Annotated in this window: 16 protein-coding genes; 14 read left to right on the forward strand and 2 right to left on the reverse strand. The window is 61.5% G+C overall.

The annotated features are described in order from the left end of the window. The first annotated feature begins 162 nt into the window (after positions 1–162). The 3 genes from H6F58_RS00115 to H6F58_RS00125 all read left to right on the forward strand — a co-directional run bounded on the left by H6F58_RS00115 (position 163) and on the right by H6F58_RS00125 (position 3,198). Positions 163–1,158 (forward strand): substrate-binding domain-containing protein, encoded by a 996-nt coding sequence (locus tag H6F58_RS00115; RefSeq protein ID WP_060703134.1) that lies wholly within the window; start codon positions 163–165, stop codon positions 1,156–1,158. Positions 1,159–1,230: 72 nt separating this feature from the next. Next, on the forward strand, positions 1,231–2,295 hold the full coding sequence (locus tag H6F58_RS00120; protein ID WP_195180793.1) for an ABC transporter permease: 1,065 nt from the start codon (positions 1,231–1,233) through the stop codon (positions 2,293–2,295). Positions 2,296–2,313: 18 nt separating this feature from the next. Further along, on the forward strand, positions 2,314–3,198 hold the full coding sequence (locus tag H6F58_RS00125) for an ATP-binding cassette domain-containing protein (RefSeq protein ID WP_060703552.1): 885 nt from the start codon (positions 2,314–2,316) through the stop codon (positions 3,196–3,198). Positions 3,199–3,280: 82 nt separating this feature from the next. Here the strand turns inward: H6F58_RS00125 and H6F58_RS00130 are convergent, their stop codons facing one another. Both H6F58_RS00130 and H6F58_RS00135 read right to left on the reverse strand, forming a co-directional pair. Then, positions 3,281–4,282, reverse strand: a complete 1,002-nt coding sequence (locus H6F58_RS00130) for a Gfo/Idh/MocA family oxidoreductase (protein WP_195180794.1) — start codon at positions 4,280–4,282, stop codon at positions 3,281–3,283. Positions 4,283–4,310: 28 nt separating this feature from the next. After that, positions 4,311–5,195, reverse strand: coding sequence for a sugar phosphate isomerase/epimerase family protein (locus H6F58_RS00135; RefSeq protein ID WP_348536347.1), 885 nt, complete (start codon positions 5,193–5,195; stop codon positions 4,311–4,313). Between the two features lie 422 nt (positions 5,196–5,617). Here H6F58_RS00135 and H6F58_RS00140 point away from each other — a divergent pair, with 422 nt between their 5' ends. From H6F58_RS00140 to galK, 11 genes are all read left to right on the forward strand, one after another. Continuing rightward, complete coding sequence (locus tag H6F58_RS00140; RefSeq protein ID WP_171920319.1) at positions 5,618–7,114, forward strand: sugar porter family MFS transporter; 1,497 nt, start codon at positions 5,618–5,620, stop codon at positions 7,112–7,114. 553 nt (positions 7,115–7,667) lie between these two features. Further along, a complete protein-coding gene (locus tag H6F58_RS00145) occupies positions 7,668–8,729 on the forward strand; it encodes a substrate-binding domain-containing protein (protein ID WP_075972533.1) in 1,062 nt (353 codons plus the stop codon). A gap of 161 nt (positions 8,730–8,890) precedes the next feature. Next, positions 8,891–10,504 carry an FGGY-family carbohydrate kinase gene (locus H6F58_RS00150; RefSeq protein ID WP_146277041.1) on the forward strand — a complete coding sequence of 538 codons (1,614 nt, stop codon included), beginning with the start codon at positions 8,891–8,893 and terminating at the stop codon, positions 10,502–10,504. 33 nt (positions 10,505–10,537) lie between these two features. After that, positions 10,538–11,254, forward strand: a complete 717-nt coding sequence (locus tag H6F58_RS00155; protein ID WP_084793333.1) for an L-ribulose-5-phosphate 4-epimerase — start codon at positions 10,538–10,540, stop codon at positions 11,252–11,254. Positions 11,255–11,261: 7 nt separating this feature from the next. Beyond that, positions 11,262–12,773, forward strand: coding sequence for an L-arabinose isomerase (araA, locus tag H6F58_RS00160; protein ID WP_146277039.1), 1,512 nt, complete (start codon positions 11,262–11,264; stop codon positions 12,771–12,773). A 184-nt stretch (positions 12,774–12,957) separates the two neighbouring features. Then, positions 12,958–14,127, forward strand: coding sequence for a multiple monosaccharide ABC transporter substrate-binding protein (gene chvE / locus H6F58_RS00165; protein ID WP_060703125.1), 1,170 nt, complete (start codon positions 12,958–12,960; stop codon positions 14,125–14,127). 90 nt (positions 14,128–14,217) lie between these two features. Then, the gene (mmsA, locus tag H6F58_RS00170) at positions 14,218–15,756 is read left to right on the forward strand and encodes a multiple monosaccharide ABC transporter ATP-binding protein (RefSeq protein WP_146277037.1); all 1,539 of its coding nucleotides are present in this window, start codon (positions 14,218–14,220) and stop codon (positions 15,754–15,756) included. Continuing rightward, positions 15,753–16,934, forward strand: a complete 1,182-nt coding sequence (mmsB, locus tag H6F58_RS00175; protein ID WP_060703123.1) for a multiple monosaccharide ABC transporter permease — start codon at positions 15,753–15,755, stop codon at positions 16,932–16,934. The genes mmsA and mmsB overlap by 4 nt, the downstream gene beginning before the upstream one ends. Positions 16,935–17,048: 114 nt before the next feature. Beyond that, positions 17,049–17,984 (forward strand): aldose 1-epimerase family protein, encoded by a 936-nt coding sequence (locus H6F58_RS00180; RefSeq protein ID WP_171918754.1) that lies wholly within the window; start codon positions 17,049–17,051, stop codon positions 17,982–17,984. Between the two features lie 54 nt (positions 17,985–18,038). Further along, on the forward strand, positions 18,039–19,148 hold the full coding sequence (gene galT, locus H6F58_RS00185; RefSeq protein WP_171918755.1) for a galactose-1-phosphate uridylyltransferase: 1,110 nt from the start codon (positions 18,039–18,041) through the stop codon (positions 19,146–19,148). Next, on the forward strand, positions 19,145–20,341 hold the full coding sequence (gene galK, locus H6F58_RS00190; protein ID WP_146277031.1) for a galactokinase: 1,197 nt from the start codon (positions 19,145–19,147) through the stop codon (positions 20,339–20,341). Before galT ends, galK begins: the two co-directional genes overlap by 4 nt. The last annotated feature ends 19 nt before the right edge of the window (positions 20,342–20,360 follow it).

Raw genomic sequence — 20,360 nt, forward strand, 5'->3', positions numbered from 1 at the left:
CGCCTCGTCTTCACATCCTTATGTCTTTACAAAGTCTTGACGGATTGCTTTCCGTGACGCACACTTTAGACATCTTGTGATTCAGGTCACGATAACTAGATCATTCGGCTCGCTCCTGGGGAGTATCGGGGTGTGCCGGCGGATTCCTGAAGGGGAAAAATAATGGGAAAGCCAACTTGGCGCAAACTCGCAATAACACTGGCCATCGTCCCGGCTCTGGGCTTGGCGGCCTGCTCGTCCGGTGGAGGTCGGGCACCAGAACCTGAGGCCAACGGTGGCGGTGGCTCCGTAGCAACCACCGAACGCATCAAAGTTGCAGTCATTACCCACGCCGCACCCGGAGATACTTTCTGGGACATCATCCGCAAGGGAGCCGAAGAGGCAGCTGCCAAGGACAATGTTGAACTTCAGTACCTCAGCGACCCCGATGGCGGACGCCAGTCCCAGCTCATCGAGCAGGCGATTGACCAGGGCGTCGACGGCATTGCAGTAACCCTGGCCAAGCCGGATGCCATGAAGGGCGCGCTGAAAAAGGCCACCGACGCCGGGATTCCCATCGTCAGCCTGAACGCTGGCGAAGACCGGTTCAAGGACCTTGGCGTCTTCGCCCACTTCGGATCCAATGAGCAGCTCGCCGGCGAAGCGGCCGGTGAAAAGCTCAAGGAAGCCGGTCTCAAGAAGCCTATCTGCGTGATCCAGGAACAAGGACACGTTGGCCTTGAAGCCCGATGCGCCGGCGTGAAGAAGGTTATCCCGGGCACCGAGGTGCTCTACGTCCAAGGCACAGATATGACGCAGGTTGAATCCACTGCCACTGCCAAGCTCCAATCGGACAAGCAGGCTGATGCCATCATCGGCTTGGGCGCTCCATTCACCATGACCCTGCTCAAAGCCAAAGCGACGGCCAACTCGAAGGTTGAAGTAGCATCCTTCGACATGAACGCGCAGCTTGTCCAGGAAATCACCAAGGGCAACGTGCTGTTCACCGTGGACCAGCAACCATGGTTGCAGGGCTACATGGCGGTTGATGCCCTGTGGCAGAACTACCGTGGCGGATTCACGATTGGCGGCGGACAGGCAACGTTGACCGGCCCTGCCATCGTCGATAAGGCCGTGGCAGAGAAAATCACCAGTTTCGCCGAAGAAGGCGTCCGCTAGCCACGTCCCCAGCGCGTGTCCTGCAGGTTGCTGCAACCTGCAGGCACGCATCTTGGACACGGAGGAAAACTCATGTCATCACTAACAGCCTCACCCTCGCATAAGAAAAGCGCCGCTGAGCAAGACGAGCGAGTCGGCAAGAAAAGCACGCTATCCATTCTCCTGGGCCGCCCGGAGATCGGCGCCCTGGTAGGCGCCGTGGCACTGTTCGTCTTCTTTGCCATCGTCGCCCCGGTCTTCTTGTCCCCGGCTTCCCTGGCCACCGTCCTGTATGGCGCGTCAACCATCGGAATCATGGCAGTGGGCGTGTCATTGCTGATGATCGGTGGCGAATTCGACCTGTCCACCGGTGTCGCGGTGATCTCCTCGGCCCTGAGCGCCTCGCTGATTTCCTGGTATTTCGGCATGAATGTCTGGGTCGGTGTCGTCTTGGCGCTGGTCGTATCGTTGCTGATCGGATTCATCAACGGAATCATCCTGATCAAGACCAAGCTGCCATCCTTCATCGTGACTCTGGCCAGCTTCCTGATGCTTACCGGCCTGAACCTGGGCCTGACCCGAGCCATCGGCGGCTCGGTCTCCTCGCCTTCCATTGCGGACATGGACGGTTTCCAGAGTGCCAAGGCAATCTTCGCTTCGTCGGTGAATATTGCCGGAATCGATGTGAAGGTGACTGTCTTCATCTGGATCGCCCTGGTCATCGTGGCCTCGTGGATCTTGCTCCGCACCAAAGTCGGCAACTGGATCTTCGCCATCGGCGGCGATGAAAAGGCCGCTCGTGCCGTCGGTGTACCGGTAGTCCGCACCAAGATTGGCCTGTTCATGGCCGTCGGCTTCTGCGGCTGGGTCTTGGGCATGCACAACCTGTTCGCCTTCGACGCAGTGCAGTCAGGTGAAGGCATCGGCAACGAATTCCTCTACATCATTGCCGCGGTGATCGGCGGCTGCCTGCTCACCGGTGGCTACGGTTCAGCCATCGGTGGTGCCATCGGCGCCTTCATCTTCGGCATGGCCAATAAGGGCATCGTCTACGCCGATTGGAACCCGGACTGGTTCAAGTTCTTCCTGGGCCTGATGCTGCTGCTGGCCACGGTCGTGAACATCGTGGTGAAAAAGCGCGCGGAATCCAGCAAGTAGGAAGCCAAGGACATGATCATGAAAAATCGACAGAACAAGAAGGCCGAAGAGCTGCTCGAAAAGCTCGAGCCCAAAACCAGCGACAACCTGCTGACCCTCAAGGGCGTCGGCAAGCACTATGGCAGCATCATCGCCCTGCGCGGTGTGGACATGGTGGTTGACCCGGGCAAGGTGACCTGCGTGCTCGGCGACAACGGTGCCGGAAAGTCCACGCTGATCAAGATCATCGCCGGACTGCACCAGCATGACGAGGGCGAGTTCAACCTGCATGGCTCTGCCATCAAGCTCAAGAGCCCGCGCATCGCACTGGATGCCGGCATCGCCGCGGTGTACCAGGATCTGGCCGTAGTTCCGCTGATGCCGATCTGGCGCAACTTCTTCCTTGGCTCGGAGCTCACCACCGGTGCGGGTCCATTCAAGAAGCTTGATGTGCAGAAGATGAAGGACATCACCAAGCAGGAGCTCTCCGACATGGGGATCGACCTGCGCGACGTGGAACAGCCGATCGGCCAGCTCTCAGGTGGTGAACGCCAGTGTGTTGCCATCGCCCGTGCAGTGTATTTCGGTGCCAAGGTCCTGATCCTCGATGAGCCAACGGCCGCCTTGGGCGTCAAGCAGTCGGGCGTGGTGCTCCGCTACATCCTGCAGGCGCGCGACCGCGGGCTGGGCGTCATCTTCATTACGCACAACCCCCACCACGCATATCCGGTGGGCGACTCGTTCCTGCTGCTCAAGCGCGGACGCTCCATCGGGTACTACTCCAAGTCGGAAATCACCGTCGAAGAGCTGACCGCCCAGATGGCCGGTGGCGCCGAATTGGCCGAGCTGGCTCACGAGCTCGAACAACTTGGCGGGCACGCCGAGGAACTGGCTGAAGCCGAGGCAGGCGCAGCCCCCAACTAGCAGCCTGATGCAATCAATGCCCAAATGGCCCGGCCCCTTTCACCATGGCGAAAGGGGCCGGGCCATTTGGCTGTTGCGGTGCCTACAGCGAGTAGTCGATCGTTTCGCTGCGTCCCGAAGCTGCGGAGCGAACCGCAGCCTGGGCGATGGCCTGGGACTTGAGGCCTTCGCGAAGAGTAATGGGCACTTCGCGATCGTCCTCCAGGGCCTGGACAAAGGCGCCCAGGCTCGCAGCGTACGTTGGCTGGACCCTGTCGAACCAGTTTCCGTGCAGGCCGTGGGACTGCGCTTGCTGTCCTTGGAGCAGGGTGACATGGCCCGAACGCTGACGCTCGGATTCGGCCATGCCCTCCGACCCCAGTGCCTCGATGCGCTCGTCGTAGCCGTAATTGGTGTGGCGCACGCAATCGATTTGCGCCAGCGCCCCATCAGGAAAGAGCAGCGAGCTGATCGAGGTATCCACGTCCCCGAACTCTGCGATCTCGGGAGCCGCCAAGGCCGAGCCGTAGGCATGGATCTTCACCGGATCCTGTCCGGTGATCCAGCGGGCCAAATCATAAAAATGGACGGCCTGGTCGCGGAATTGGCCGCCAGAGCTTTTCAGGTAGTCCACCGGCGGCAGCGCTGGCCCGCGCGAGGTGAGCTGGAGCAGCGCGACATCTCCGATTCTTCCGGTGTGCACGAGCTCTTTCAGCTCTGCGTGGGCGCGATCAAAGCGCCGATTGAAGTTCACCATGGCCTTGATTCCAGCGCGTTCCACGTAGGCTACCGTTGATTTGGCGGTTTCCAGGTCCAGGTCGATTGGCTTTTCAACCAATGCTGCCAGGCCTGCGTCGGCGGCATGACGGAGGTTCTGCGCGTGGGAATCGGTGGATGAGGCGATGAAAACCGCATCAAGGTCTTTGTTCTCGAAGATCTGATCTAGTGATGCTGCGGCTTTGGCGCCATGTTGTGCGGCCAGCGTGGTGGCGCGCTGGAGGTCGATATCGTAGACCAGTTTGAAGTCAACGTCTGGGTGCGAAGCCAGGTTGTGTGCGTGCACTGAGCCAATGAAGCCAGCGCCGATCAAGGCAAATTTTTGCATTTTGGGATCCGTACGAAGTAGTTGGCAGCTAGGAAATCATGATGTCCAGAAGGTTGCGCATGGTGCTGGCAACCTTGTGGAAGTCGTGTTCATTGGCGCGGTCGGAGAACATCTCGGACACCCACCAGCCGTCGTAGCCGGTGGACTTGATGGCATCCACCCACTGCTGCAATGGAATGGCGCCACCGCCGATCACGACATTGCGGTGCACGTCTTGGGTGGGAACATCACGTTCGCGGTCCAGATCCAGGCCGTCGGAAATATGCGCGGCCTTGATGATTTCCTTGGGCAGCGCGGCGACCTCCTCCAAGGTGTCGCCGACAGTCCAAAAATGCCAAGTATCCAAGGCGATTCCGACGTTCTCGCGGCCGCAGCGTTCAATGATTTCCAGGGCCTGGCGGCAACGGTTGATGTTGGACCATGCCAGGGGCTCCAGGTAGATCTCCAACCCGTGATCAGCGGCGATATCGGCTGCAGCACCGACGTTGTCTGCCGCAACGGCAAGTGCCTCCGACTCTGGAAGACCAAGGGTTCCGCGGTAGTGGCCATCGGAATCGGCAAGGCGTCCGGCCTTGAAATCCTTGACCACGTTCCAGTCCACCGGCCCAGTGCACATTTGCAGGATCGGCGCGCCGACCACTGTGGCGATTTCGGCCATCCGCTGGACTTCGCGGAGCATCTGATCGCGAGCTGTGCCCTGGCGTTCGAGGTCGAGGACCGCGCCGATGCCTGTGACTTCAAGCCCGGTGAGCATTTCTGGAAGTGTGTGCACCGAGTAGCCGGCGTCAAGATAGCGATAGAGTTTCGGGCTTTGCAGTTCAATGCCGCCGAATCCTGCCGACCGGGCAGCAGCAATGTCGGTTGCCACGTTTCCGTAAAAACTTGTTGTGACATTCATGGAGAGTTTTGCCACGGGTCCTCCTTGGCTTTGGTAGGGCTGAAATCAAGTTCATATGTACAGTTGTCAGTACAAAGACTATTAGAAATCATAGGTCCATATCCCACTGGAAAGATAGGCGTTGATGTCCAATTTTTGCTGGGATGGGCGCAATTTTTTGGAATCACAGAAAGCGCTGTTGAACAGGACTCCAAGGAGACGGGGCAGCGAGCTTGGATGAGCGCGCATTGGATGAAACTATTAGGTGGGCAAGGCGGTGTAACCGGCCGCCGAGAGAACATCAAGTCCATGACGAATAACGTGGAATTTGGGGTTCAGGCACAAATGGCCACTCTGTCCCGACCGTGCTGCACCGAGTGAAAGCGAGCGGTGCGCAGGGGAATTAGTCACGGCTCCGGGCCAAAGAGCTTTTTTACCGGTAGACCAGAGGAGTATCTATGCCCAACGCGCGGAATCTTGCTGCCGACTCGATCCTGCCGCCCCTGACCACTGGACCGCACTCTAAACGACTTGGCTTGATCTCTACTATCGCCTGCTTTGGCGGCCTGCTCTTTGGATACGACACCGGTGTTGCAAATGGTGCTGAAGGCCCGATGGCAATGGAGCTGGGGCTGAATCTCTTGCAAGTTGGCGTCGTGATCAGTTCTTTGGTTTTTGCGGCAGCGGTTGGTGCGCTCGTTGCGGGACAAATCGCTGATTCATGGGGCAGACGCAAAACCATCATTTCGCTGGCCGTGCTGTTCTTTGTCGGAACCCTGTTGGTAGTGTTCTCTCCCGCGAGCCCCGAAGCGGGGACGTTCTCTCCAACAGGGTTCAGCGTTCTGATCGCTGGAAGAATCATGCTCGGGCTGGCCGTGGGTGGTGCATCCACCGTGGCTCCCGTTTACCTGGCTGAGATGGCGCCGTACGAGATACGTGGCTCCATCACCGGCCGCAACGAGTTAGCCATTGTTTCAGGCCAACTAGCCGCCTTCGTGATAAACGCGGTACTAGACACCTGGCTTGGTGAAAGCATGGACGGTGTCTGGCGCATCATGTTCTCCATTTGTGCGTTGCCAGCCCTGGCTCTGTTCTTCGGGATGTTGCGCATGCCCGAATCTCCTCGCTGGCTCGTGGAGAAGGGCGACTACGACAAGGCCCTTGATGTGCTGAAGACCGTCCGGTCACCTGGACGGGCGCTCGCCGAGGCACGCCAAATCCAGGCTGTCACCGATAGAGAACAACGGAAGAACACGCCCGTAGGCATCAAAGCGGTGTTGGCTAACAAGTGGTTATTGCGCATTGTTGGCGTTGGCATCGGCGTGGCGACCATGCAGCAGCTCACCGGGATTAACTCAATCATGTACTACGGAACGCGAGTACTTGAAGAGGCTGGAATGACAACGCAGCAGGCGGTCTTGGCCAACATCGCTTTTGGCGTAGTTGCTGTGATTGGCGGCGTGATTGCTTTGCGCAATATGGACCGGCTTGATCGCCGAACAACATTTATGATCGGGCTGTCATTGACCACCACTTGCCATTTGTTCGTGGCCTTCGCCAGCCTGCTGTTGCCGGTAGGAAGCGCGCTGCGCCCTATTGTCATCCTGATTTTGGTAGTGGCTTTTGTGGCCTCGATGCAGACATTCTTGAGTGTTGCTGTCTGGGTTTGGTTAGCTGAAATTTTCCCCTTGCACATGCGCGGCTTGGGTATCGGTATCTCGGTGTTCTTTGGATGGGGAACCAACGGTGTACTGACGCTCTTCTTCCCTTCGTTGGTCTCAGGCGTTGGAATCACTGGCTCTTTCTTTATCTTTGCCGGCGTTGGAGCGGTGGCCCTGTACTTCGTGGCTACCCAGGTTCCAGAAACTCGAGGGCGGACGCTGGAAGTAATCGAAGAAGCTGTTTCTAACGGAGCAATTTTCCAGGCCAAGTCTGCGACAATCGCCCAGCGTTAGAAGCACACCACCCCTGATGCTTATCGGGCACGGAATGCCGCGGATGCAAGTGACTAAGGCAAGGACGCCGATTCGGCGAACCAATAAGTTTGATCGCTTTGTCCCAACTCGAGAAAGCTGCTTCCGAGGTGCCCCATACCGTGAACGTTTCTGGATGAACCCCCAGACATCCAGCTATGACTTTCTTAAAATGTTCGCGGAGTGTTGGATCAGCTGCGATCCCGTATCAAGCTCTTGGCGTACGATAGAAATTTTGAAGTAAATTTATCGCTTTTTATTGACTGTTCTTGCGTGTATATGATCATGTCAACCTGATTATTTCAATACAACCTATAAAATCAGTCATTTAAGTTAATAATTACTCTTACGTGCGATTCATGAGGATCTTGCGATACTGGGACAGTGGATTTTGCGTAGTTTCTAATCGCGGCATGCTGAAGCGAGACACGGATAATCGTTAAAGGGTCGCCAGGATCCAGATCTTTGCGACCTTCCGGTGGTACGAGGGCGGAGATGCGGGTTCTTGCGTGTGCGGTCAGCGATCTTTGCAATAATGACCGTTGTGAACATTGCTCAGCCCGGTGAAGGGCGCCCAGGAAACCGACCCCCGTCGATGGCGGATGTGGCGGCCATGGCAGGGGTGTCCCATCAGACGGTCTCCCGCGTGCTCAACGACCATCCAAATGTCCGGGAGGGAACCCGCGATCAGGTGATGGAAGCCATTCGCCAGCTCGGCTATCGCCGCAATCGAGCCGCGCGTGCACTGGCCACATCGCATTCCAGCACCATTGGCATTCTCACCGTTGGCAGCGAATTTTTCGGGCCCCAATCCACCGTGCTGGCCATCGAGGCCGCTGCCCGCGCGCAGGGATACTTCGTGACTGTCACCGCGCTGGACCGCTATGACGCGCACAGCGCGAGCGAAGCGCTCAGCCATCTGGTGGACCAGGGTGTTGATGGCGTGGTGATGGTTGCGCCTTTCGAAAAGGTGATCGACGCGCTGGATGATGCTGCGCTGACAATTCCGGTGGTGGTCGTGGCCGCGCGCACCCAGGTGCCCGCCGCGGATCCGGCGCATTACGTGTACATCGACCAGCGCGAAGGCGCGCGAATGGCCACCGGCCATCTTCTGGCCTTGGGTCACCGAAAGATCGCCCATATTTCCGGTCCGAGCGGCTGGTTCGATGCGACCGAACGCCAGATTGGCTGGCAAGAAAAAATGCTGGAAGCCAAAGCTCCGGTCATCGAGGTGCCCGCCGAATCCTGGCTGGCGCCCAGTGGCTACGAGGCGGGCAAGCGATTGGTCGATTCGGTGCGAGCTGGCGAAGTCACCGCAGTATTCGCCGCCAATGACTACCTGGCCACCGGCGTACTGCGAGCCTTCTGGGAAGCCGGGCTCGAAGTGCCCAATGATGTTTCGGTGGTCGGGTTTGACGACCTGCAAATCTCGAACTTCCTCATCCCGTCCCTGACTACCGTGCGCCAGCCGTTCCGCGATGTGGGTCATGCGGCGCTGACGGAATTGCTGGAAGGCGCCATGGCGGACAAGGCCCCGAAGGTGATTGCCCCAACGCTGGTAATCCGGGCGAGCACCGCACCGCCAAAGCCCCGCTAGGCCAGCTCTTCATTTCCCGAATCTGGGATCCGGTGTTGCGCATCACAAATTGTTAGCGCTAACATTGCATCGAGGTTTTGTTCTGCCCGCGCATTTTTCGCGAGTGGAGCAGGCAACGATGGCAGAGGCGCTGCTCACCGAGCTGTGCGAACGGAGAATTCATGGCAACACAGCTCAACGGGACAGCCGCCCGCGAGGTCATCAGCAACGGCCAGGCCGTGCTGGGCATCGAATTCGGTTCAACGAATATCAAAGCCAGCCTGATCGGACCTGATCACCAGCAGCTTGCCAGCGGCAGCCACGCCTGGGAAAACCAATACCAGGACAAGAACTGGACCTACTCCCGCGAAGCCATCATCGCCGGTCTGCAGGACTGCATGGCCCTGGTGCTTGCAGACGCCCAGGAACGCCATGGGGTGCGCCCAACACGGCTTGGCGCCATCGGGATTTCCGCGATGATGCACGGCTACCTGGCCTTCGACGCCGACGGCGAACTGCTCGTTCCGTTCCGGACCTGGCGCAACACCTCCACCGCAGAAGCGGCGGCGTTGCTCAGCGAAGAGCTGCACTTCAATATCCCGCAGCGCTGGTCCGTGGCGCATTACTTCCAAGCTTTGCTCAATGGCGAAGAGCATGTGCCTGCAGTGGCCCGGCTGAACACCCTGGCCGGGTTTGTCCACGAGTTGCTCTGTGGCAAATTTGTGCTCGGCGTCGGCGACGCGGCCGGAATGTTCCCCGTTGACCCGGCGACTGGCAGCTACGACGCTTCGATGCTCTCGGCCTTCGATGCGCTGGCAGCGCAACACGGCGCCACCGCCGAACTGGCCTCGTTGCTGCCCGCTGCGCTGCCTGCCGGAGCCGACGCCGGCACGCTCACCGAAGCAGGCGCATTGCTGCTTGATCCCACCGGCCAACTGCAAGCCGGCAGCCCGCTATGCCCCCCGGAAGGGGATGCCGGAACCGGCATGGTTGCCACCAATTCGGTGGCCCAGCGCACCGGAAACATTTCCGCTGGCACGTCCATTTTTGCCATGGTGGTCCTTGACGCGCCGCTGGCCGAAGTGCACCACGAAATCGATGTTGTCACCACACCGGATGGCCATCCGGTGGCCATGGTCCACTGCAATAACGGGGCCAGCGAATTTGCCGCCTGGGCCCAGGTCTTCGGGCAGTTCGCCCAGGCGCTGGGAAGCAAGGCCGATGGCAACGCGGTCTTCGAGACCCTGTTGCGCTCGGCCTTGGAAGGCGCGGCCGACGGCGGCGGATTGCTGGCCTACAACAACCTCTCCGGGGAACCGGTGGCGAATTTGGCTGAAGGACGCCCAGCGATCCTGCGCACTCCCGGCTCCAGCCTGGATCTGCCCAATCTCATGCGAGTGCAGGTCTATGCCATGTTCGCCACCCTGAGCCTCGGGCTCCGGGTGCTGGCCGCCGAAGGCGTTGAGGTCAAGCAGATGTTTGCCCATGGCGGCATCTTCCGCACCGCAGGGGTCGCCCAGCGGCTGCTGGCCGCGGCGATCAACACCCCGATTCTCGTCGGCGACAGCGCCGGGCACGGGGGAGCGTGGGGCATCGCAGTCTTGGCGGCCTACCGCCAGCGGGTGCTCGAAGGCCTGCAGGCCGCACTGCCCGAATTCCTGGACTCCGAGGTCTTCGCCGGTGCCGAACTGAGCCTGGCCGAGCCAGTGGAGGAAGACCGTGCAGGATTCGAGGCCTACCTGAAAACCTACGAAGCCGGCCTGGCCATCCAGCGCACCGCAATTACCGCCATCTAGGCACCACGCAGCATTGGACGAAAAGAGAAACCGATGAATCAACAACGAACCCTGGACAGCTACCCGCAGACGATGCGCGAAGAGATCCAGCGGGTGCGCCAAGTTGTCGCCGACCTGCATGCGGAACTTCCGCGCTATGAACTGGTGGTCTGGACCGCCGGCAACGTCTCCCAGCGGGTGCGCCACCCCGAGGTGGCCGACGGCAGCGCCGACCTCTTCGTGATCAAGCCTTCCGGGGTCTCCTATGATGACCTGACCGCAGAATCCATGGTGGTGTGCACCCTCGATGGGCAGCTGCTGGACGGCGGGCACGCGCCCTCCTCGGATACCGCGGCCCACGCCTACACCTACGAGCACATGCCAGAAGTTGGCGGCGTGGTCCACACCCACTCCACCTATGCCACCGCATGGGCGGCCCGCGGCGAAGAAATTCCCTGCGTGCTGACCATGATGGCCGACGAGTTTGGCGGCCCCATCCCCGTGGGCCCCTTTGCGATCATCGGCGATGACTCCATCGGCCGCGGAATTGTCTCCACGCTGCGCGGCTCGCGCAGCCCCGCGGTGCTCATGGCCAGCCACGGCCCCTTCACCATCGGCAAGGATGCGCGTGCCGCCGTCAAGGCGGCGGTGATGTGCGAGGAAGTGGCCCGCACCGTGCATATCGCCCAGCAGCTCGGGGACCCGCAGCCAATCGACCCCGCAAAGATCGACTCGCTCTACGAGCGCTACCAGAACGTTTACGGACAGTAAGGACATCATGGCCAAGGCATATAACGACAAGGAAATCTGGTTCTTCACCGGAAGCCAGGACCTCTACGGCGAGCAGACCCTGCGCCAGGTGGCCCAGCAATCCACCGAGGTGGCGCAGGCATTGGATGCCTCCGCCGAGGTCCCGGCACGGATCGTGTGGAAGCCGGTGCTCAAGGACTCCGACTCCATCCGCCGCGCGATGCTCGAAGCGAATTCGGATGACAACGTCCTGGGCGTCATCACCTGGATGCACACGTTCAGCCCGGCCAAGATGTGGATCAACGGACTGAAGGCCCTGCAAAAGCCGCTGCTGCACCTGCACACCCAGGCCAACGTTGAACTGCCGTGGGATTCCATCGACTTCGATTTCATGAACCTGAACCAGGCCGCGCACGGCGACCGCGAATACGCCTACCTGGCCACCCGATTGGGGGCATCGCGCACCACCGTGGTGGGCCACGTATCCAACCCGGCGGTAGCCCGCCGCGTGGGCACCTGGATCCGCGGGGCCGCCGGCTTCAACGCCGTGCAGAACCTGAACCTGGTCCGCTTCGGCGACAACATGCGCAATGTTGCCGTGACCGAGGGGGACAAGACCGAGGCCGAGATCCGCTTCGGCGTCTCGGTGAACACCTGGGCGGTCAATGACCTGGTCGAGGCGGTGGAAGCCGTAGCCGAGACCGATATCGACGCCCTGGTGGCCGAGTACGAGCGCGACTACGACGTCGTGGAAGAACTGCGCGCTTCCGGCGCCCGCCACGAGTCGCTGCGCTACGCGGCCCGCCAGGAAATCGCGCTGGAAACCTTCCTGCGCGAGGCCAATGCCATGGCCTTCACCACCAATTTCGAGGATCTTGGCGGGCTGCGCCAGCTGCCAGGTCTGGCCGTGCAGCGCCTGATGGGCAAGGGCTACGGCTTTGGAGCGGAAGGCGACTGGAAGACCGCGGTGCTGGTGCGCGCGGCCAAGGTCATGGGCCAAGGGCTGCCAGGCGGCGCCTCCTTGATGGAGGACTACACCTACGACCTGACCGAGGGCAAGGAGCTGATCCTCGGCGCGCATATGCTCGAGGTCTGCCCTTCGCTGACCACCGCCAAGCCACGCGTGGAAATCCACCCGCTGGGCATTGGCGGCCGCGAAGATCCAGTGCGCATGGTCTTCAACGCCGACGCCACCGACGGTGCCGTCGTGGTGTCCATGGCCGATATGCGCGAGCGTTTCCGCCTGACCGCCAACGTGGTTGACGTGGTCGTCCCGCCGGCCGATCTGCCGAACCTGCCGGTGGCCCGCGCAGTGTGGAGCCCGCGCCCGAACTTCAACGTGTCGGCCGAATCCTGGCTTGCTGCCGGCGGAGCGCACCACACGGTGATGTCCACCGCCGCGGGCATCGAAGCCTTTGAGATCTTCGCCGAAATCGCCGGGACCGAACTGCTGGTCATCGATGAGGAAACCACTCGCCGGAACTTTGCCCAGCAGATCCGCGTGAACCAGAGCTACTACCGTTTGGCTCAGGGTTTTTAGCTCTCGGCCGTTTTCCCGCGGTTTTTTGCGCTGGCGGAGCCCGCTGACGGGGCTCCGCCAGCGCAATGAGTAAGGAATCTTAATTTATCTTCAATTAGGGGTGGCGCAACCGATGTTGTTAGCGCTAACATGGTGTGAGCCCCGTCTCACTCGCAGAGTGGGGCACATTTTCAAGGAGGAAAAGATGGCATGGAATAACTGGACCCGCAAGGCTGCGGCGACTGTTGGTTCCCTCGCGCTGGTTACCGCAATGGCAGCCTGTGGCGGCAGCGGCGCAGGTGGCGGTGCAGGCGCCGGCGACGGCGAATCAAAGGCACCGGAGGACATCCAGGTTGGCGTGGCAATGCCTACCGAAACCTCGGAACGCTGGATCGCTGATGGCGCTGCCGTCAAGAAGCAGCTGGAAGAAGTTGGCTACAGCGTCGACCTGCAGTTCGCCAATGACGACATCCCAACCCAGCAGCAGCAGATCGACCAGATGATCACCAAGGGCGACGACATCCTGGTGGTGGCCTCGATTGACGGCACCGCGCTGTCGACCCAGCTGCAGGCCGCAGCGGATGCAGGAATCCCGATCATCTCCTACGACCGCCTGATCAACGGTACCGAGAACGTCGACTTCTATGTCACCTTCGACAACTACAACGTCGGCGTGCAGCAGGCCACCTCGCTGCTGACCGGCCTTGGCTTGCTGGATGCCGATGGCAAGAAGACCGACAAGAAGGGCCCGCTGAACATCGAGCTCTTCGCCGGTTCCATCGATGACAACAACGCGCACTTCTTCTGGAAGGGCGCCATGGACACGCTCAAGCCATTCCTGGATGACAAGACCCTCGTGGTGAAGTCCGGCCAGACCGACATCGAGCAGGCAGCCACCCTGCGCTGGAGCCAGGAAGAAGCCCAGTCGCGCATGGAAGACCTGATCACCGCCCACTATGCCGGTGGCAAGACCAAGATCGATGGCATCCTCTCGCCATTTGACGGCATCTCCCGCGGCGTGATCACCGCCCTGTCCAACGCCGGCTACGGCAAGTCTATGAAGGCAGGCCTGCCGGTTGTCACCGGGCAGGACGCCGAAATCGCCTCGGTGAAGCTGATTGATGACGGGGTCCAGTACTCCACCATCTTCAAGGACACCCGCAAGCTGGCCACCCAGGCCGTTGAAGCCGTCAAGGCCTACGCCGGCGGCGGCGAGCCGGAAGCCAACGACACCGAGACCTACGACAACGGCAAGAAGGTCGTCCCATCCTTCCTGCTGGATTCGGACATCGTGGTCAAGGACAACATCAAGTCCTTGCTCGTTGACTCCGAGTACTACACGGCAGAAGAAGTAAAGGCCGGCCGCAGCAAGTAGCTTCCCGCACCCAGCGCCGGCCGCAGCATCACGATGTTGCGGCCGGCCCCGGGCAGGTCGCTCTCAGCACACACCAAGGACGTCTGCACTATGGACACCACCATCCTGCAAATGCAGGAGATCACCAAGACTTTCCCCGGGGTCAAGGCGCTGGACGGCGTCAACCTTTCGGTTCGCAAGGGCGAAATCCACGCCATCTGCGGCGAAAACGGCGCCGGCAAATCCACCCTCATGAAGGTGCTCTCCGGGGTCTACCCGCACGGCAGCTACGAGGGCCAGATCATTTTCGAAGGCGAGGAACTCAAAGCCTCGAATATCAAGGATTCCGAAGCCCAGGGCATCGTGATCATCCACCAGGAACTGGCCTTGGTGCCCTACCTGTCGGTGGCGGAGAACATCTTCCTTGGCAATGAGACCGCCCGCAGCGGCTTCATCGACTGGAACGAAACCAACCACCGTGCCGCCGAACTGCTCTCCCGTGTCGGCCTGGATGAACTTCCGGTCACCCCGGTAGGCCAGCTGGGCGTCGGCAAGCAGCAGCTGGTGGAAATCGCCAAGGCGCTGAGCAAGAACGTGAAGCTGCTGATCCTGGACGAACCCACCGCGGCACTGAACGACGATGACTCCGAGCACCTGCTGAACCTGCTGCGCGGATTGCGCGAGCAGGGCATCACCTCGATCATCATTTCGCACAAGCTCGGCGAAATCGAGGACATCGCCAATACCACCACCATCATCCGCGATGGCCAGTCCATCGAAGCGCTGGACATGGCCGACCCGGCCTCCAACCAGAACCGCATCATCCGCGGCATGGTCGGCCGCGAGCTGTCCTCGCGCTACCCCGAACGCGAGCCGAAGATCGGCGATGTGGTCTTCGAGGTGCGCGACTGGTCGGTGCAGCACCCGGTGCAGCAGGAGCGCACCGTGGTGGATCACGCCTCGCTGAACGTGCGCGCCGGAGAAATTGTCGGCATCGCAGGCCTCATGGGCGCCGGGCGCACCGAGCTGGCGATGAGCGTCTTCGGCCACAGCTACGGCCGGAATATCACCGGCAGCGTGCTGATGGACGGCAAGGAAGTGGATACCTCCACCGTGGGCAAAGCCATCAAGGCCGGCATCGCCTACGTCTCCGAGGACCGCAAGAAGTTCGGGCTGAACCTCATCGAGGATATCCGGGTGAACACCACCGCGGCCGGCTTGGGGAAGATCTCCTCCAACGGGTTCGTCAACTCCAACCGCGAAATCCAGATCGCCGAGCACTACCGCAAGTCCATGCGCATCAAGACCCCCAACGTCATGGCCAAGGTCGGCAACCTCTCGGGCGGCAACCAGCAGAAGGTGGTGCTGGGCAAATGGCTGCACACCGCACCCGAGCTGCTGATCCTCGACGAGCCCACCCGCGGCATCGACGTCGGCGCCAAATACGAGATCTACACCATCATCAACGAGCTGGCCGCGGCCGGCAAGGCAGTGCTGGTGATCTCCTCCGAGCTGCCCGAGCTGCTGGGCATCTGCGACCGCATCTACACGCTGGCCTACGGCCGGCTGACCGGTGAACTGCCACGGCACGAAGCCAACCAGGAACGCCTCATGGAACTCATGACCATCGAGAAGGAAAGCACCCGATGACCATCACAAGCGAGCTGAAGGATATCTTCACCAAGAACCTGCGCACCTCGGGCATTTACATTGCCTTTGTGCTCATCGTGGTGCTGTTTGCCATCCTGACCAATGGGCTGCTGCTCAGCCCGACCAATATCACCAACATCGTCCTGCAGTACTCCTACGTGCTGGTGCTGGCCCTGGGAATGATCATCGTGATCGTCGCCGGCCACATCGATCTGTCCGTCGGCTCGCTGGTCGCCTTGACCGGCGCCGTCTCCGCGGTGCTGATCATCAAGCACGACATGCCCTGGTGGGCCGGCATGCTTGCCGGCATCGCCGTCGGCGCGCTGTGCGGCCTGTGGCAGGGCTTCTGGGTGGCGTATGTGGGCATCCCGGCCTTCATCGTGACCCTGGCGGGCATGCTGCTCTTCCGCGGCCTGACCTACGAAGTGCTGAACAACGTTTCACTCTCCCCATTCCCTGGCGAATACGGCCAGATTGCCGGCGGATTCCTCAACGGCCTGCTCGGCGGCTACGGTTTTGACACCTTCACCCTGGTCATCGGCGCAATCGCCGTGGCCGGACTGATCTACTCGCAGTGGCGCACCCGCCAGGGCCGCGTGAAGTACGGGCAGAGCGTCGAATCCCTGGCCATGTTCCTGGGCAAGAACGTCCTCTCGGCCATCATCATCCTCTGGTTCTTCTGGCAGATCGCCACCAGCCGCGGCATGCCGATCGTGCTGATCATCCTGGCCGTTCTGATCCTGGGCTACCACGTGCTGACCACCCGCACGGTCTTCGGCCGCCACGTCTACGCCATCGGCGGCAACCTGTCGGCAGCCAAGCTCTCGGGCGTGAACGTCAAGAAGATCAACCTGTGGATCTTCATCAACATGGGCCTGCTTTCGGGTATCGCCGGCGTGGTCTTCTCCTCGCGTTCCAACGGCGCCCAGCCCGGTGCCGGCAACATGTTCGAGCTGGATGCCATCGCGGCCTGCTTCATCGGCGGCGCCTCGACCACCGGTGGCGTTGGCCGGGTGACCGGAGCCATCGTCGGTGGCCTGGTCATGGCGGTGCTCTCCAACGGCATGCAGCTGATGGGCGTGGGCGCTTCCACCCAACAGATCGTCAAGGGCATCGTGCTGCTGCTGGCAGTGGCCTTCGACATCTACAACAAGCGACGCGCAGGCGCAGGCAACTAGGCCGAGCCCCGCGCAGTGCATGGCTGGGCCCTTCCGCACCGGTGTGCGGGAGGGCCCAGCGTATGCCATGAGCTCCAAATCCGGACCAGCACAGAAAGAGGAACCATGCCCAGCATGAGCGAACCCCAGCTGACCAGCGCCAATGGCCAGGTGGTGGCCCTGGCCGGCCATGGCTTCAGCGCAGAATTAGCCAGCGTTGGCGCCACCCTGGTCAGCCTGGAGCACCAGGGCCGGCCGCTGGTCCGGGCCTTTGATCCGCAGCAGCCCCGCCCGGTCTTCTCCGGGGCGATCCTCGCTCCCTGGCCCAACCGCGTGCGCGATGGACGCTACACCTGGGAAGGGGTGCAGCGCCAGCTGCCGATCACCGAACCGGCCCGGGGGCACGCCCTGCACGGGCTGGTGGTCGACACCGATTTCACCCTGGCCCAGCACGGCGATGATTTCGCGGAATTCCGCACCATCATCACCCCGAGCGAGGGCTACCACTTCGAAGTGCAGCTGGTGATCAGCTACCAGCTGGAGCCGCAAGGGCTGCGCACCACCGCCACCGCCAGCAACCTCGGGGCCGAAGCGGCGCCTTTCGGCTGGGGATCGCACGCCTACCTGGTGGCCCCTGGCGGAAAGGCCGATGCCTGGACGCTGAGCCTGCCGGCGCACGAGGTCCAGCTCACCGAGGGCCAGCGCCTGCTGCCCACGGAGGTTGTCGCGGTGGCCGGCACCGAACTGGATTTCCGCACCCCGCGGACGCTGGGCACCACCTTCATCGACCATGCCTACACTTCCCTGGAATTCGACGGAGAGAAGCTGGCCCGGGCGGTTCTCACCGATGAGCACGGCGTGGGCTCGCAGATCATCTGGGATGGCACCTGCGGCTGGGTGCAGGTGCACACTGCCGACGGCGATGATCCGGCCCTGAATCGCACCGGCCTGGCCGTCGAGCCCATGACCTGCCCGCCGGGGGCCTTCAACTCCGGTGAAGGCGTGATCCGGCTGGAACCGGCCGCCACCCACCAAGCCAGCTGGCTGATTGGCCCGGCGCAGGCGAGCTGAGCTCGCCGGCCTGTTCCACACCACCGAACTGACGAACTATCTGGAGACATTGCCATGCCGCAGGGCAACGCAGCACATGAAGCAACCCACCGGGTCCACCACCTTGCCGATGGCCGCCGGGCAATCTTCTTCGCCGATGGCTCGGGCAGCGTGCCCGAAGAGGTGCATGACACCCGGGCCTTGGACCCGCGCGGCGAGCCAGGTGAACTGCGCTACGACCGGCTGAGCGGCGACTGGGTGGCCGTGGCGGCCCACCGCCAGTCGCGCACCTACCTTCCGCCCAAGGACCAGTGCCCGCTGTGCCCGAGCGTTGACGGGCGGCTCAGCGAAATCCCGGCCGAAGACTTTGATGTGGTGGTATTCGAGAACCGCTTCCCATCCCTCGGCCCGGCCCTGGGGAAGATTCCGGAACATGCCGCGGAACAGGTTCCGCTGCCAGCCTATGGCCGCTGCGAAGTCGTGGTGTTCACCCCCGACCATGCCGGATCCTTTGCCTCGCTGAATGACGAGCGCGCCCGCACCGTCGTGCAAGCGTGGGCCCAGCGCACCGAAGAGCTTTCCGCCATGGAAGGCATCGCCCAGGTCTTCCCATTTGAGAACCGCGGGCAGGATATTGGCGTGACCCTGCATCACCCCCACGGGCAGATCTACGCCTATCCGTACCTGACCCCCACGGCCCGCAAGATGGCTGATCAAGCGGTCAAGCATCTCGAATCCACCGGCCGAACGCTGATGGGCGACATCCTCGAATTCGAGCAGGCCGAAGGCACGCGCATGGTCGTACAGGGCGAGCACTTCTCCGTTTTTGTTCCCTATGCAGCACGCTGGCCGTTGGAAGCCCACCTCGTCCCGCACCGGCATGTGCCGGATTTTGCGGCCTTGACCGAAGAGGAAAAAGACGAATTGGCGATCATGTATCGGGATCTGCTGCGCCGTTTTGACGCGCTCTATGACACGCCAACCCCATATATCGCAGCCTGGCACCAGGCGCCGCTGGCCGCCAGGGAACGCGCTGCTTCCCGGTTGCACCTTCAGCTGACCAGCCCGCGGCGAGCCGAAGACAAGTTGAAATTCTTGGCTGGATCCGAAGCGGCCATGGGCGCCTTCATCAATGACATTCCAGCCGAGGCAACGGCAGCACGACTGCGCGAGGTGACCCTGTGAGCATTAGCGACAGCAAAGACCACGCAGCGCGCGTCAGCGCACTGCGCGACAAGTTCACCAAGACCTTTGGCCATCACCCGGAGGGCATCTGGCGTGCGCCGGGACGCGTGAACCTGATCGGCGAGCACACCGACTACAACATGGGCTACGTCCTGCCCTTTGCCATTGACAAGAATGCCCTGGTGGCCATTCGCCGCAAGTCCCAGCTGGAGCCGGAGAACACGTCGCTGGACTTCGCCTCGACCTATGGCGGCGGAGAATCCATTCCCGTCACCTCCATTGCCATCGACGAGCTGGTGCCCAAGGCCGTGCCTGGCTGGGCTGCTTATCCTGCGGCGGTGGTGTGGGCGTTGAACCAGCTGGAGGGTGTCGAGCTGGCCGGTTTTGAGCTGCTGGTGGATTCTGATGTTCCGGTGGGTTCGGGCCTGTCCTCTTCCCACGCGCTGGAAGTGGGAACGATTGTTGCCCTCAACGACCTCTATGAGCTGGGGTTGTCGCTCACCCAGATGGCGCAGTTGACTCAGCGGGCTGAGAATGAGTTTGTGGGTGCTCCGACGGGGATCATGGATCAGAGCGCATCGCTGATGTCCCATGCTGATCATGCGTTGTTCCTGGATTGCCGTTCCATGGAAGCACAGGCCGTGCAATTGCCGTTGGCGCAGAATGATGCTGTGGTGTTGGTGATAGATACGCGGGTGGAGCATTCGCATGTTGATGGCGGGTATGCGGCCCGCCGGCGCAGCTGCGAGCAGGCCTGCGAAGTCTTGGGAGTGGATGCGCTTCGGGATGTGGACAGCGTTGAGGCGCTTGAAGCCATCGGAGATCCGGTGATCAAGCGACGCGCAAAGCACATTGTCACCGAGAACCAGCGAGTGCTGGAGACAGTCAAGGTCTTGGGCGAGGGAGACCTTAAGGCGGTCGGCGAGCTCCTGTACCAGTCCCACGTTTCCATGCGTGATGACTACGAGATCTCCAGCGAAGAACTTGATGCCGCGGTGGAAGCGGCGATGGAAGCCGGGGCGATCGGCGCCCGGATGACCGGCGGTGGTTTTGGCGGAAGCGCTATTGCACTGATTCGCCGAGAACAGGTGGAGCCGGTCAGCCAAGCGGTGCTGGCCGCCTTTGAACAGGCAGGTTATGTGCAGCCGAATATCTTCACCGTCGTTGCCGACGAGGGCGCTGGCCGAGCGTAGGCCGGCTGCGTCCTCGGCC

The sequence above is a fragment of the Glutamicibacter sp. FBE19 genome, assembly GCF_015524875.1.
Lineage (GTDB): Bacteria > Actinomycetota > Actinomycetes > Actinomycetales > Micrococcaceae > Glutamicibacter > Glutamicibacter halophytocola.